At 72.2% G+C, this 13,290-nt stretch carries 12 protein-coding genes; 3 read left to right on the top strand and 9 right to left on the bottom strand.

Features of this window, described 5'->3' with window-relative positions; genetic code table 11:
* Nucleotides 1–8 precede the first annotated feature (8 nt).
* From C1701_RS22215 to C1701_RS22205, 3 genes are all read right to left on the bottom strand, one after another.
* Nucleotides 9–1,028, bottom strand: a complete 1,020-nt coding sequence (locus C1701_RS22215) for a glutamate ABC transporter substrate-binding protein (RefSeq protein WP_103056541.1) — start codon at nucleotides 1,026–1,028, stop codon at nucleotides 9–11.
* Complete coding sequence (locus C1701_RS22210; protein ID WP_051313941.1) at nucleotides 1,025–2,392, bottom strand: hypothetical protein; 1,368 nt, start codon at nucleotides 2,390–2,392, stop codon at nucleotides 1,025–1,027. The genes C1701_RS22215 and C1701_RS22210 overlap by 4 nt, the downstream gene beginning before the upstream one ends.
* Before the next feature lie 238 nt (nucleotides 2,393–2,630).
* The gene (locus C1701_RS22205; RefSeq protein ID WP_026418794.1) at nucleotides 2,631–3,887 is read right to left on the bottom strand and encodes an aspartate aminotransferase family protein; all 1,257 of its coding nucleotides are present in this window, start codon (nucleotides 3,885–3,887) and stop codon (nucleotides 2,631–2,633) included.
* 94 nt (nucleotides 3,888–3,981) lie between these two features.
* Here C1701_RS22205 and C1701_RS22200 point away from each other — a divergent pair, with 94 nt between their 5' ends.
* Nucleotides 3,982–5,472, top strand: a complete 1,491-nt coding sequence (locus tag C1701_RS22200) for an NAD-dependent succinate-semialdehyde dehydrogenase (protein ID WP_026418793.1) — start codon at nucleotides 3,982–3,984, stop codon at nucleotides 5,470–5,472.
* Nucleotides 5,473–5,637: 165 nt separating this feature from the next.
* Here the strand turns inward: C1701_RS22200 and C1701_RS22195 are convergent, their stop codons facing one another.
* From C1701_RS22195 to C1701_RS22180, 4 genes are all read right to left on the bottom strand, one after another.
* Nucleotides 5,638–6,318 carry a GntR family transcriptional regulator gene (locus C1701_RS22195; protein ID WP_026418792.1) on the bottom strand — a complete coding sequence of 227 codons (681 nt, stop codon included), beginning with the start codon at nucleotides 6,316–6,318 and terminating at the stop codon, nucleotides 5,638–5,640.
* Nucleotides 6,319–6,360: 42 nt separating this feature from the next.
* Nucleotides 6,361–7,089, bottom strand: coding sequence for a maleate cis-trans isomerase family protein (locus C1701_RS22190; RefSeq protein ID WP_026418791.1), 729 nt, complete (start codon nucleotides 7,087–7,089; stop codon nucleotides 6,361–6,363).
* A gap of 145 nt (nucleotides 7,090–7,234) precedes the next feature.
* Nucleotides 7,235–7,993 carry a maleate cis-trans isomerase family protein gene (locus C1701_RS22185; protein WP_026418790.1) on the bottom strand — a complete coding sequence of 253 codons (759 nt, stop codon included), beginning with the start codon at nucleotides 7,991–7,993 and terminating at the stop codon, nucleotides 7,235–7,237.
* A 13-nt stretch (nucleotides 7,994–8,006) separates the two neighbouring features.
* Complete coding sequence (locus C1701_RS22180) at nucleotides 8,007–8,501, bottom strand: DUF3830 family protein (protein WP_026418789.1); 495 nt, start codon at nucleotides 8,499–8,501, stop codon at nucleotides 8,007–8,009.
* A 257-nt stretch (nucleotides 8,502–8,758) separates the two neighbouring features.
* On the opposite strand from C1701_RS22180, the gene C1701_RS22175 reads away from it, so the two are divergent.
* Complete coding sequence (locus C1701_RS22175; RefSeq protein ID WP_026418788.1) at nucleotides 8,759–9,736, top strand: D-2-hydroxyacid dehydrogenase; 978 nt, start codon at nucleotides 8,759–8,761, stop codon at nucleotides 9,734–9,736.
* Between the two features lie 45 nt (nucleotides 9,737–9,781).
* Entirely contained in the window at nucleotides 9,782–11,149 is a 1,368-nt protein-coding gene (locus C1701_RS22170) for an amidase (RefSeq protein WP_051313957.1), read from the top strand.
* A 109-nt stretch (nucleotides 11,150–11,258) separates the two neighbouring features.
* On the opposite strand, the gene C1701_RS22165 is transcribed toward C1701_RS22170, so the two are convergent.
* Both C1701_RS22165 and C1701_RS22160 read right to left on the bottom strand, forming a co-directional pair.
* A complete protein-coding gene (locus tag C1701_RS22165; RefSeq protein WP_248783890.1) occupies nucleotides 11,259–12,689 on the bottom strand; it encodes an aldehyde dehydrogenase family protein in 1,431 nt (476 codons plus the stop codon).
* An 89-nt stretch (nucleotides 12,690–12,778) separates the two neighbouring features.
* Nucleotides 12,779–13,207, bottom strand: coding sequence for a hypothetical protein (locus C1701_RS22160; RefSeq protein ID WP_026418785.1), 429 nt, complete (start codon nucleotides 13,205–13,207; stop codon nucleotides 12,779–12,781).
* Nucleotides 13,208–13,290 lie beyond the last annotated feature (83 nt).

Genomic DNA, 13,290 nt, shown 5'->3' with positions numbered 1-13,290 from the left:
GGGCACGGTCAGTCCCGGTACCGGGGCTCGGGAGGTGGGGAGACCCGTCCGAGGGGGCCGGCGAGCCAGTCGTCGTACAGGCGCTGCCAGGTGCCGTCGGCCCGCATCCGCTCCAACACTCCGTTCGCGAAGCGGACGAAGTCCTCCGCCTCGCGGTTGAACGCCATCCCGTAGGGCTCGGACGAGAAGGGCTCGCCCACGACCTTCAGGTTCGGGTCCTGGGCCACCATCCCGGCCAGGATGGTGTCGTCGGTGGACACCGCGTCCACCTGCTGTCGTTGCAGCATCACCAGGCAGTCGGACCAGTGCGGCACGGCGGTGACCAGCGGTCCGTCCCGCAGTTCCACCAGTCGGCGCAGCGAGGTGGACGCGGTGGCCGAGCAGACCCGGTGCCCCGCCAGGTCCTCCTTGCCGGTGATGTCCTCGTTGTCCTGCGGTACGACGATCCGCTGCCGGGCGAGGAGGTAGGTGGTGGAGAACAGCACCTCCTGCCACCGTTCGCAGGTCGCCGTCATGGTGCGGACGACGATGTCGACCTGGGGCTGGTCCGCTTCCTCGCTACCCTCCTCCGGCTCGACGAGCACCTTGGTCCGCTGGTCGGAGGTGATGGTCACCCACTTGATGCGGTCGTCGACGTCGTCCGTTCCGAACAGCGCTCTGGCGATCTCCCGCACCATCTCGATGTCGAAGCCGTCGATGCGGTTGGTCGCCGGGTCGCGGTAGCCCATCAGGTTGGTCGTCTGGTCGACGCCGGCACGCAGGAACCCGTCCTCCACGATGCGCGCCATGGTGGACCCGGGCGGCATCTGGCCCGGCGCCGGGAGGACGGGGGTGGGCCGGAAGCTCCGGGTGGGATCGCAGTCCGTGTCGATCTCGGGCGCCGGTGGCAGGCTCGTGACCTGGCTGGCCCCGACGGGAACCGGCGCCTCGACGGAGGCGGGTGGGGAGGGCAGCGCGGACGGGGTGGCCGCGCAGGAGGTGAGCAGCCCGGCCACCGCCGCGATCGCGAGAACGCGTCTCCTGGTCATCGGTACTCCCTCACCCGCTGTCCGATCCCGACGGCGGATCCCGTGGCGACGAGCGCGGCGAGCACGAGTGCGGCGGGGACCTGGCCGGGGAGCAGGGACTGCGCCTGGGCGGCGCGGACGGCGAACTCGTCGCGGGTCACCTCGACGGCGTCATGGAGGCCGCGTTCGACGCTGCCGAAGTCCGCCCCGGTCCCGCCGGTCCCGTCCCCCGAGGTGGTGCCGTGGCCCACCGTCACCGCCACCGCCTCGTCGTACTCGCCGCGCCGGTCGTGGTCCCGGGCGACCCCGTAGCCCCGCAGCCAGGAACGCGCCGCCCTCGTCGCCTCCTCGACGGAGTGCCGCACCCGGTCGTCCGTGGCCATCTCCCTGGCCCGCCCCAACAAGCCGCTGTTCCCGTCCTCACCCAACAGGTGGGCGAAGGCGGTGTCGAAGTCCTCCTCGTACTCCTGCCCCGTCCCCTGGGCGACGAGGACGAGGGTCTCCCCGGTCCGTGCCTCCAGGGCGGCGATCCGGGCGCTGGCCAGCACGTTGACCTGGTCGGAGCCGTGCACCCTGCTGTCCTCCAGGTGCCCGGCCACACTGAGGTGGGACAGCACCAACCACCCCAGCCAGGCGACGGCGGCCAGGGTCGCGCCGACGAGCCCGATGTTGAACACCCGCCGCGTCCGGCGGTGGAGGTACAGCTGGGCACCGACGAGCCCGGCCAGGAGCACCAGTCCGGACGTCACCTCCGCCACCGGTGGCGCGGCGGCGCGTTCCCGGTCGGCCGAGACCGCCGCCGACTCCCCCTGGTACAGCTCCCGGGCCTCGGGCAGCATGTCCTGTTGCATCAGCCCACCCGAGGCCAACCGGAGGTAGGCGGCTCCGACCGGGTTCCCCTGGCGGTGGTTCGCCCGTGCCGTCTCGACCAGGCCGGCGTAGATCGGTAACTGGGCGGCCAGGCGGGTCACCGGAGCGGCGTCCGCTCCGGCCGCGTCCACGCCGTGCGCCGCCCGGGTGAGGGCCGCGGCCGCCCGGGCGATGTTCAGCGAGTACCGGTCACGCACCTCGGCCGGCTCCGTGCCGCCGGTGAGGAACGAGGTCGCCGCCGTCGCGTCCGCGTCGGAGAGCGCCGCGTAGAGGTCCTGGGCGGCGACGCTGAGGGGCTCGCTCCTCGTGACGAGTTCGTCGAGCGCCACCGCCTTGCGGTGCGCCCCGATCGCCCCGACCAGGCCGGCGAGGACACTGGCGACGACGAGGCCCACGGCGATGAGCGACAGGCGTCCCGGTGTGGTGTGCCACCCGCTGAACGCCCCACGCGATCGGCGGCGTCGGAGCCGGCGAGCGGGACGTGGGGAGGTGACCGGCGTCGCCGGTCCGGTCACCGTGCCCCACCTCGCCCCGGCCGAGCGGGTTGAGCGGGTGGGGTCCGCTGGTCCACCGGAAGCTCGCCGGACCCCGCCGGACGCCGCGCAGACCACACCACCGCACTCACATCCTCACGAACTGGAACCCTCTCGCGTCGTAGTCGCGACAATACCGAGCGGTGTCATGGGCCACACCGGTTTGGATCAATTCCGTGGACACTCGGGACTTCACCGGCGGCCATCCGGTGTGGACACCTCAGGAGGTGGCCGCCTGGACCGCCTCCTGCCACCGGGTGAGGGCGTCGTCCACCTGCTCGGCGTTGACGACCAGCGGCGGGATCATCCGTACCGTGTTGCCGTGGGCGCCGCAGGTGAGGAGGAGCAGTCCCCGGTCCGCGGCCTCCTTGTGCGCCCGCTGCGCCAGGTCGGGCCGGGGCTCGCCGTCGGCGCCGGTGAACTCGACACCGATCATGAGGCCGAGGCCCCGGACGTCGCCGATGGTGGCGTGGTCGACCGCGATCTTCCTGGTCCCCTCCAGCAGCCGGCGTCCCATCTCCTCGGCGTTCTCGACGAGGGCCTCGCTCCGGATCACCTCCAGGGTGGCGATCGCGGCGGCGCAGGCGACCGCGTTGCCGCCGTAGGTGCCCCCCTGCGAGCCCGGCCACGCCTGGCTCATCAGTTCCGCCGGCGCGGCGATGGCCGAGAGCGGGAAGCCGCTGGCGAGGCCTTTCGCGGTGATGAGGATGTCCGCGCGGACCCCGCCGTGGTGCTCGTGGCCCCAGAACCGGCCGGTGCGGCCGAAGCCCGTCTGGACCTCGTCGAGGATGAGCAGGACACCGTGTTCGTCGGCCCGCTGGCGCAGTCCGGCCAGGAACCCCGCCGGGGCCGGCACGTAGCCGCCTTCGCCGAGGACCGGTTCGACCATGAAGGCGGCGGTGTCCGCGGGTGCGCTGACGGTCCGGAGCAGGTAGTCCAGCTCGCGGAGGGCGAACTCCACCGCCTGCTCCTCCGACCAGCCGTAGCGGTAGGCGAAGGGGTAGGGCGAGACGGCCGCCCCCGGCATCAGCGGGCCCAGGCCGGCGCGGAACTTGGTCCCGGCGGTCGTGAGGGCCGCCGCTCCCATCGTCCTCCCGTGGAACCCGCCCTGGAAGACCACGATGTTCTGCCGGCCCGTCACGTGCCGTGCCAGGCGTACCGAGGCCTCGACGGCCTCGCTCCCGGAGTTGAGGTAGAAGACCGAGTCCAGCCCCGCAGGGAGGACCTCGCCGAGCCGTTCGGTGAGTTCGAGCAGCGGTTCGTGCAGCACCGTCGTGTACTGGCCGTGGATGAGCTTCCCGACCTGGCGCTGCGCGGCCTCGACCACCCGGGGGTGGCAGTGCCCGGTGTTGACAACGCCGATTCCGGAGGTGAAGTCCAGGTAGGTCCGGTCCTCCGCGTCGTAGAGGTACACCCCGGAACCTCGGACGGCTCGCACCGGAGTGGCCTGCTTGAGCTGAGGAGAGAGCTGGGCCATGATCGCACTCCCACTGTAGGATTGTCGACAATCATCGTCCATGCAACCATCCCAGCGGTTGCATGTCCACACCCGCGGAGGGAAGGTCGGGATCATGACCGGTACCCAGCAGCACGCCACCGCACGGGGCGATCTCCTCGCCCACACCCCGAAGGACCTGTTCATCGACGGCGAGTGGGTGCCGGCCACGGGCGGGGCCACCTTCGAGGTCCGGGACCCGGCGAGCGGGGAACTCCTCTGCGAGGTGGCGGACGCCTCGCCCTCGGACGGGACCGCGGCCCTCGACGCCGCCGTCGCCGCGCAGGCCTCCTGGGCGGCCCACCCGCCCAGGGAGCGCGGGGAGATCCTGCGCCGGGCGTTCGAGGAGCTCATGCGCCGCCAGGACGAGCTCGCCGTGCTGATGACGAGGGAGAACGGCAAGCCCCTCGCCGACGCGCGCGGCGAGATCGCCTACGCGGCGGAGTTCTTCCGCTGGTTCTCCGAGGAGGCGGTCCGCATCGACGGCGGCTACCAGGTCGCCCCCAACGGGGCCAGCCGTTTCCTGGTCATGCGCCAACCGGTCGGCCCCTGCCTCTTCGTCACGCCGTGGAACTTCCCGATGGCGATGGGGACGAGGAAGATCGGCCCCGCCATCGCCGCCGGCTGCACCATGGTGATCAAACCCGCGCACCAGACCCCGCTGTCGATGCTCGCCCTCGCGGGCATCCTCAAGGACGCGGGGCTGCCCCCCGGGGTGCTCAACGTGGTGCCGGCGACGGACGCGGGCGGTGTGGTCGAACCGCTCATCCGCGACCCGAGGGCGCGGAAGATCTCCTTCACCGGTTCCACCGCCGTGGGGCGGCGGCTCATCGAGCAGTCCGCGCAGCAGGTCCTGCGGGTGTCGATGGAACTGGGTGGCAACGCCCCGTTCGTCGTCTTCGACGACGCCGACCTCGACGCGGCGGTGGACGGCGCGATGACCGCCAAGATGCGCAACATGGGCGAGGCCTGCACCGCGGCCAACCGCATCTACGCCCAGCGGGGCGTCGCCGAGGAGTTCGGGCGGCGGCTGGCCGAGCGGATGAGCGCGCTCCGCCTCGGTCCCGGTGTGGAGGACAGCACCCAGGTCGGTCCGTTGATCGATGCCCGGGCGCAGGAGAAGGTCCGCACCCTGGTGCGGGACGCCGTGGACCGCGGGGCCCGGGTCGTGGTGGGAGGTGACGTGCCCACCGACGAACGACTGCGCGGCGGTCACTTCTTCACGCCGACGGTGTTGCAGGACGTGCCGTGGGAGGCCCGGATGTCGTCGGAGGAGATCTTCGGCCCGGTCGCCCCGATCTCGGCGTTCGACACCGAGGAGGAGGCGTTGTCAGCCGCGAACAACACGGAGTACGGCCTCGTCAGCTACGTCTACACCCGGGACCTCGCCAGGGGCCTGCGCATGGCCGAGGGCCTGGAGACCGGCATGGTGGGTCTGAACCAGGGCCTGGTGTCCAACCCGGCGGCGCCCTTCGGCGGGATCAAGCACTCGGGCGTCGGACGCGAGGGCGGTCACACCGGCATCGACGAGTTCCTGGAGACGAAGCTGGTGAACATCGGCTTCTGAGGCTCCGCTCGGGAGGCCATCCCGCCGGCCGTCCCACCTCCGCGTGGCCCTCCTGGCGGTAGGTCCGCCCGGCACCACCGCCGGTGCGCGCCCGGGGGCCGGGCCCGGCCGCGCGCCGCACGGAGCCGAACGCTCAAGCGGCGCCGGCCGGACCTCGGACGGACCTCAGGAGGCGCTCGTCAGGCGCTCCACCGCCTCGGTCATGTGCGCTTCCAGCCGCTCCAGCAGCAGCCGTTCGTCCCCCTGTTCGATGGCGTCCACCAGGAGGCGGTGTTCCTCGACGGTGTCCCCGGAAGGCCGGTAGGTCTCCTGGAGCGCGGTGAGGCACATCCTGGTCTCCACCAGGAGGGTCTGCGCCATGCGCTCCAGCCGCTGACTGCCCGACACGGCGACCAGGCGCTGGTGGAACAGTTGGTCGGCATCACTGAAGGCGATCCGGTCGTCGGCGGCAGCGGCGGCCACCATCCGCTGGTGGGCGGAGGTCAGCTCCGACACGGCGAGGGCGCGGTCGCCCCGCATGATGAGCTGGCAGGCCGCGCCCTCCACCGCGAGCCTTGCCGTGTAGACGTCGCGGATCTCCTCCTCGTCCAGGGTGCTGACGAAGAGGCCCCGGTGCGGTTCGCTGCGCAGCAGGCCCTCCTGCACCAGCCGCTGCATGGCCTCGCGCAGCGGCCCACGGCTCACGCCCAGCCGGTTGGCCAGGTCGATCTCACCCAGTTGACTGCCCGGCGGGAGCCCGCCGTGCATGATGGCCTCCCGCAGCCGTTCCGCGACGATCTCCGCCGTGGACCTGCGCGCGAGTGGCGCGATTCCGCCCGGTGTCGTGTCCTCCGTCAGGCTGACCACGTCACCCTCTCCTCCCCACCGGGCGGTCGTCCCCGCCCGGCCTCACTCAGTGACGGGCTGGGGTCTGGACAGCGCCCCCAGCCCGGCGGTGGCCGTCCGCCCGGCCAACCGCAGTCCTTCCCACACGCTCACCTGGTTGGCGGTGAGCACGGGCTTCCCGAGCCGCTCGTCCAGCCGGTCCAGCAGGCTCGCGGTGTGCAGGGCGGTGTCGGGGACCAGGACGGCCTCGGCGTCGACGTGGTCGTTGGCCGCCACGAAATCGAGGACGTCGTCCTCCCCCAGCGTCCCCACCTCGGCCGCCGTCACGATGCCCCTGCTCGTGAGGGTGAGCGCCCGGATGCCGGCTCGACCGAGGAACTCCACGAACCGCTCGGCGACGTCGGCGGGGTAGGTCGCGGCCACGGCGACGCGGCTCACCCCCAGGGCCCTGGCTGCCCGGACGAACGCGAAGGAGGTGCTGGACGCGGGTACGCCCGCCGCGGCGGCGAGCTTCTCCACCTGCGTGTGGGCCCCCTCCCACCCGAAGACGAAACTCCCGGACGTGCAGGCCCACACCACCGCGTCGGGCGCGTGCCCCGCGAGCGCGGCGGCACCGTCCGCGAGGACGTCCTCGCCGCCGACGTCGAGCAGGGCGTCGACACGGTGGGCGTCCTCGCGCATCAGGGTGTGCACCAGGGGAAGCCGCACCCCACCTCCGAGCTGGCCCTCCAGCCTCGGGTAGTCGTCCTCCGCGCTGTAACCCGGGTAGAGAATGCCGACCGTCACGGTCACGAACGCACCTCCGGTTGTCTCGACGCGCCCCTCCGGGCGACGGTGGTCTCCAGCTGCCGACACCCACGGCGCCGCTCCTGGCGGAACGACGCCAACCTCGGGAATTGTCGACAATCCTACACTTCGTGGTGATGGGTCGCCCGGTTCAGGCGGCCGACATGTGACTGGAACGGATCAACCGCTGGTCCTCGGCCGCCGCGCTCCGCCCCAACAGGCGGAGAGCTCCCCACATGGTCACCTGGTTGGCCGTCAGCACGGGTTTGCCGAGGAGGCGCTCCAACAGGGGGATCACGTCGTAGGTGGGCACGTTGGTGCAGCTGACGAAGACGGCTTCGGCGTCCGGGCGGTCGACGAGCCGGACGATCTCGACGACCTCCTGGTAGGAGACCTTCCAGATCTGGCCCAGCAACCCGAGCCCCTGGCAGGACACGGCGCGCACGCCGAACTCGCCCAGGAACGAGACCAGGCGTTCGTTGATGCTGTCCACGTAGGGGGTGGCGACCGCGAGGCGGGTCACCCCGAGCACGGACAGCGCCTCGACCAGCGCCCCGGAGGCGGTGACGGCCGCCGGGGCGCCGGCCTCGAGCATGATCGACGTCAGGGCGTGCTCCCCCCGCGCCCCGTTGACGAAACTGCCCGAGGTGCAGGCGTAGGCCAACACCTTCGGCTCGGGGGCGAGCAGGTCACGCGCGGCGCGGTGGACGGCCTCCTCGTCACTGATCATCGTGGCCATCTCCACCGTCACCGGGACCGGGACGAACGGCACCCGGGTCAGGTGGAGGGTCGCCTCGGGAGGGACCCACCGCCACAACTCGCGGTCGAGCGCGAAATCGAAGGGGGCGACGACGCCGATCCCGTCGTGCAGGAATGGACCGCCGACAGCCCCGAGACCCTCGGGCGGCACTTCGGACCCACCATCAGCCCGCGTGACGCCGGTAGATGAGCCGCTCGCCGACGCTGCCGGATCTCCACACGTCGTGGCACGCCTCGGCCATCAACGGGAGCCCCTCGACGATGGTGGCGTACACGTTGCCGGGGACCCAGCCCACGTCACCGTTGAGCAGCAGGTTGTTCCGCCCGTAGAAGATCGCGAGGTCGATCACCCCTGGCAGGTGCCCGATGCCCTTCTCCTCCTTGAAGTCCCGGTCGAGCATGCCGCCGGGGAAGGCGAAGTACACGACGTCACCGGGGATCGGCGTGACCGTCGGGTTCTCCAGTCCCGGCTCCACCTCGGCGAAGTGGGGCACCATCGTGTAGACCTCGTTGCGCGCGTACTTCGCGTGGTGGACGTCCCCGGCCTGGGGCAGCGCCTCCCAGACGGCCGCGCAGGTTCGGGGGGCGTCCTTCTCGAGCAGTTCGGCGACGCAGGACACTCCGCGCTTCGCGAGCTCGATCGACATGTACTTCGGCATACCGGAACCTCCGGGCGGTGGAGACTGGACCTGGTTGGGAGGTGGTGCGCGACGACCGGCGTTGTCTCGTCGTGGTCTCCGCGTGCCCGTTGCGGTGTACCCCGTGGTGCCTGTGCGGATTGTTGACAATCCTACGAGCGGTTCCTAGCGTGTCAATGGCTACCGCCGACATGTCGGCTCTTTACGGCGAACGGACGAACGCTCTCCGTCGACGGTCGCGGCCGGCACCGGCAGCCGAAGCGAGGGGGTCACGCCGCATGTCTCCGCACCCACCGGTCATCACGGTCCTGCACGGGGCGGACGCCCCACCCGACCTCGCGCCGGTCCGCCCGCTGGTGGCCGAGGTCCGGGCGGCCGGCGGACCGGCGGAGCTGGCCGAACTGCTGCCCGGCACCGACGTGCTCTTCGTCTGGGACTTCAACTCCGACGCGCTGGCGGAGAGCTGGCCCCGTGCCGATCGGCTGCGCTGGGTCCACACGGCCAGCGCGGGGGTGGACCGCATGATGTTCCCCGCCCTGGTCGACAGCGACGTCCTGCTCACCAACTCCCGGGGGGTCTTCGACCAGCCCATGGCCGAGTACGTCCTCGGTCTGCTGCTCGCCTTCGCCAAGGACCTGCCGAGCACCCTCCGGTTCCAGGGAGAACGGAGGTGGCGGCACCGGGAGACCCGCCGGTTGGCCGGTAGCCACGCCGTCGTGGTGGGCACTGGCCCGATCGGACGAGCCATCGGACGGTCCCTCACCTCGGCCGGGGTCGCCGTGACCGGTGTCGGGCGGACGGGGAGGGACTCCGACCCCGACCTCGGTCAGGTGCACCCGTCGAGCGAACTCGCGACCCTGTTGCCCGACGCCGACCACCTCGTGCTCGCCGCCCCGCTGACCAAGGCCACCCGGGGACTGGTGGGCGCGCGGGAACTGGCCGCGCTCGGTCCCGAGGGCGTGCTGGTGAACGTGGGGCGCGGCCCGCTGGTGGACCAGCGAGCGCTGGAGGAGGCGGTGGCCGCCGGGACGATCGGCGGCGCGGCCCTCGACGTCTTCGAGGAGGAACCGCTCCCCGAGGACTCCCCGCTGTGGTCGGCCCCGTCGGTGATCGTCTCTCCCCACATGTCCGGGGACGTGGTGGGATGGCGGGACGAACTGGTCGAGCTGTTCGGCGACAACCTGCGGCGCGTCCTCGGTGGACGGGAGCCGCTCAACGTCGTCGACAAGCGACTCGGGTACGTCTCGACGTCTTGATGGAGGTCAGTGGTGGGTAGTGCGGCGGATCTGACCGCGGTGGAGATGCTCTCCGCCTTCCGGAACGGGGAGCTGTCCCCGGCCGAGGCCACCGCGGCGGTGCTGGAGCGGATCGAGCAGGTGGATCCCGAGGTCAACGCGTTCTGCCTGGTGGATCCCGAACACGCCACCAGGGCTGCCAAGGAGTCCACCGAACGCTGGGCGCGGGGCGCGCCGGAGGGCCTGGTCGACGGTGTGCCCACCTCGATCAAGGACGTGCTGCTCACAGCGGGGTGGCCCACCCTGCGCGGATCGCGGAGCGTCTCCCCCGCGCAGTCCTGGACCGAGGACGGTCCCAGCGTCGCCCGCCTCCGGGAACAGGGCGCGGTGCTGGTCGGGAAGACGACGACGCCCGAACTGGCCTGGAAGGGGGTCACCGACGGCCCCCTCCACGGAGTGACGCGCAACCCCTGGGACACCGGGCGCACGGCGGGAGGATCGAGCGGAGGCGGGGCCGCCGCCGTGGCGCTCGGGATGGCTCCGCTGACCGTGGGCACCGACGGCGGTGGCTCGGTCCGCATCCCCGCCAGTTTCTGCGGGGTCTTCGCCCACAAGCCCACCTACGGCTGGGTCCCGCACCACCCCCAGAGCCCGTTCGGGTCGCTGGCGCACGTCGGCCCGATGACCACCAGCGTCGCGGACTCCGCCCTGCTGCTCGACGTGATCGCCCGTCCCGACCCGAGGGACTGGTCGACGGTGCCCCCACCGGCCGCGTCCTTCCTGGGGAACCTCGACTCCGGTGTCTCCGGGCTCCGGATCGCCTTCAGCCCGACCCTCGGGTACGTGCGGGTGGACCCGGAGGTCGCCGCCGTGGTCGCGGAGGCCGCCCGCGTGTTCGAGGAGCTGGGAGCCGAGGTGGAGGAGGTGGACCCGGGTTTCACCGACCCCGTCGCCGAGTTCCACACCCTGTGGTTCGCCGGCGCCGCCAAGTCCGTCGAGCACCTCACCCCGGAGCAGCGCGCCGAACTCGACCCCGGGCTGCGGGAGATCACCGAACTGGGAGCGTCCTTCTCCGCCGGTGACTACCTCACCGCGAACGCGCGCCGCGCGGCCATGGGCGCGCTGATGGGCCGGTTCCACGAACGCTTCGACCTGTTGTTGACGCCCACCATGCCCATTCCGCCGTTCGAGGCGGGTCGGGAGGTCCCGCCCGGTTGGCCGGGTGACCGGTGGACGAGCTGGTGCCAGTTCACCTACCCGTTCAACATGACCCAGCAGCCGGCGGCCAGCATCCCGTGCGGTGTCACCTCCGGCGGGCTGCCGGTGGGTCTCCAGGTGGTGGGCGGCCGGTACACCGATCACCGGGTGCTCGCCGCGTGCCACGCCTTCGAACGGGCGCGCCCCTGGCGGGACCGCCGCCCACCGCTGCTCTGAGCCGCGCCGGGGCCGGCGGGCGGGGTGGGCCCGAGCGCCCGCTCCGCCCGGCCCGCGCGGGGCCACCGACGTGGCGGCGTGACGGTGCCCGCGCGGCGCTCCCCTCGGGTCAGAGGCGGCTCATCACGTGCTTGAACCGGGTGTAGTCGTCCAGACCGTGACGGGAGATCCCGGTGCCGTGCCCGGAGTGGCGGAACCCGCTCTGCGGCATCTCGGCCACCACGCTGCCGTGGTTGTTGATCCAGACGCATCCGAAGGAGAGCAGGCCCGACAGGCGCACCGCCCTGGCGTGGTCGCGAGTCCACACGCTCGCCGCCCCGCCGTACCGGACGCCGTTGGCCCACCCCACCGCCTGGTCGACGTCGGTGAACCGCTGGAGGGTGACGACCGGACCGAAGATCTCGTTCTGCACGGTCTCGTCGTCCTGGTCGACGCCGGCGATGACCGTGGGCTCGAAGAAGTACCCCGGCTGGTCGGAACGAACTCCTCCCGTGAGGATCGTCGCGTGCTCGGGGAGGCGGTCGAGCACCCCTTCGACCTGCTCCACCTGGTTCTCGTTGTTCAGCGGCCCGTAGAAGGCGTCCCGGTCGCTGGGCGGACCAACCCGCAGGCCCCGCACCTCGTGGACGAACGCCGCGACCAGCTCGTCGTAGACCTCGTCGGCCACCAGGACGCGGGCGGCCGCCAGGCAGTCCTGCCCCGCGTTGGCGAAGGCCGCCCTCGCCAGCTCGCCCGCGACCAGGGGAACGTCCACATCGCCGAACACCAGGGCTGGTGCCTTCCCACCCAGCCGCAGGTGGACGCGCTTGAGGTCCGCGGCGGCCGAGCCCGCCACCTCCATGCCGGACCGCACGGCGCCGGTCAGCGACACCAGGCGGGGGACCTCGTGCGCCACCATGGCCCGTCCGGTGTCCCGATCCCCGCAGATCACGTTCAGAACCCCGGGCGGCAGTGCCTCGGCGGCGCGCTCGGCCAGCATCACACTGGTCAGCGGGGTCGTCTCCGCGGGTTTGAGGACCACCGCGTTGCCGGCGGCCAGCGCGGGGGCCACGCCCGCCGCGGCCAGGAACATCGGGTGGCTGTGCGGCATCATGTGCGCGCAGACGCCGAGGGGCTCGCTGCGCAGCAGGGAGGAGTGCCCCCGCTGGTACTCGCCGGCGGCGACGCCGTCGAGGACGCGGGACGCTCCGGCGAAGAACCTGATGTGCTCGACGGCGAGGGGGAGTTCTCGTTCGGCGACCTGCCGCGCCGGCTTGCCCGTGTTCGCGCACTCGGCCGCGACGAACTCGTCGGCCGCTCCCTCCACCAGGTCGGCCCAGCGCAGGAGAGCGCGCTGCCGTTCGTGGGGAGTGGTCGCGGCCCACCCGGTGTGGGCGTTCTCGGCACGGCGCATGGCCGTGTCCACGTCGTTCCACCGGCTGATGGGCGCCGACCCGAACTCGGTTCCGCTGCTCGGGTCCACCAGCGTGGTCCGCTCGGTTCCCTCGACACCGGTCGGCTGGCCGGCGACGAAGTTGGCCACACTCGCTGGGAGTTCCACCGCACACCCCTCCGCACGCGGGCCCACACCCGCCTCAGGCACGTGTCGCGTCGTCCGGGCCCGCGCCCCGTCCGTGCGGACGGGCCCTCCTACTCCGTTCCGCCGGCGGCCTTCCGCACCGCCTCCGCGAAGATCGCCAGGTCGTCCCCGGCATGGGCGAGGCGCTCGGCGACCGCGCTGGCGTGCCCGGAGAGGTCTCCACCGTATCCGGTGCTGCGCAGCCAGTGGGTGAGCCCGTCCAGGCCCACGGCGGCACCGGCGACGGCACCGGTCAGGCCTTCGACGATGCGCTCCACGTCCGCCAGGGTGTGCGGGGCGCTCGGGTCGCCGAGCTGGTCTCCCAGCTGGCGGGCGGCCTCCCCCACCTCCTGCGCGATCTCGGCGGGCGGCACCGCGTCGTGGCGGTCGCCTGTGGTGGCTCCCCGCCGTGCTCCAGCACGCGTGGGAACCTCACGAGAAGTGGACTTGTAGCGCCCGACCCTGCCCGTCGTCCGTTCGCTGTGCGTGGAGGAATCCATGGTGCCGACATTAGTCCCTTTCCTGATCGGCTTGTGCACACTCCCACCCACGCAGCGCAGCGAGTCGCTGACCGTAATCAATG

It is taken from the genome of Actinoalloteichus sp. AHMU CJ021 (genome assembly GCF_002895405.1).
In the GTDB taxonomy this organism is placed as follows: domain Bacteria; phylum Actinomycetota; class Actinomycetes; order Mycobacteriales; family Pseudonocardiaceae; genus Actinoalloteichus_B; species Actinoalloteichus_B caeruleus.
The sequence above is the reverse complement of the archived record's forward strand: the minus strand, read 5'-3'. Positions and strand labels throughout refer to the sequence as shown.

What these genes read in the sequence shown, in the direction of transcription:
- C1701_RS22215 (WP_103056541.1), bottom strand. Translation starts at nt 1,028, where the DNA reads ATGACCAGGAGACGCGTTCTCGCGATCGCGGCGGTGGCCGGGCTGCTC.
- C1701_RS22205 (WP_026418794.1), bottom strand. Translation starts at nt 3,887, where the DNA reads ATGGCCCAGCTCTCTCCTCAGCTCAAGCAGGCCACTCCGGTGCGAGCC.
- C1701_RS22200 (WP_026418793.1), top strand. Translation starts at nt 3,982, where the DNA reads ATGACCGGTACCCAGCAGCACGCCACCGCACGGGGCGATCTCCTCGCC.
- C1701_RS22180 (WP_026418789.1), bottom strand. Translation starts at nt 8,501, where the DNA reads ATGCCGAAGTACATGTCGATCGAGCTCGCGAAGCGCGGAGTGTCCTGC.
- C1701_RS22175 (WP_026418788.1), top strand. Translation starts at nt 8,759, where the DNA reads ATGTCTCCGCACCCACCGGTCATCACGGTCCTGCACGGGGCGGACGCC.
- C1701_RS22170 (WP_051313957.1), top strand. Translation starts at nt 9,782, where the DNA reads ATGCTCTCCGCCTTCCGGAACGGGGAGCTGTCCCCGGCCGAGGCCACC.
- C1701_RS22160 (WP_026418785.1), bottom strand. Translation starts at nt 13,207, where the DNA reads ATGGATTCCTCCACGCACAGCGAACGGACGACGGGCAGGGTCGGGCGC.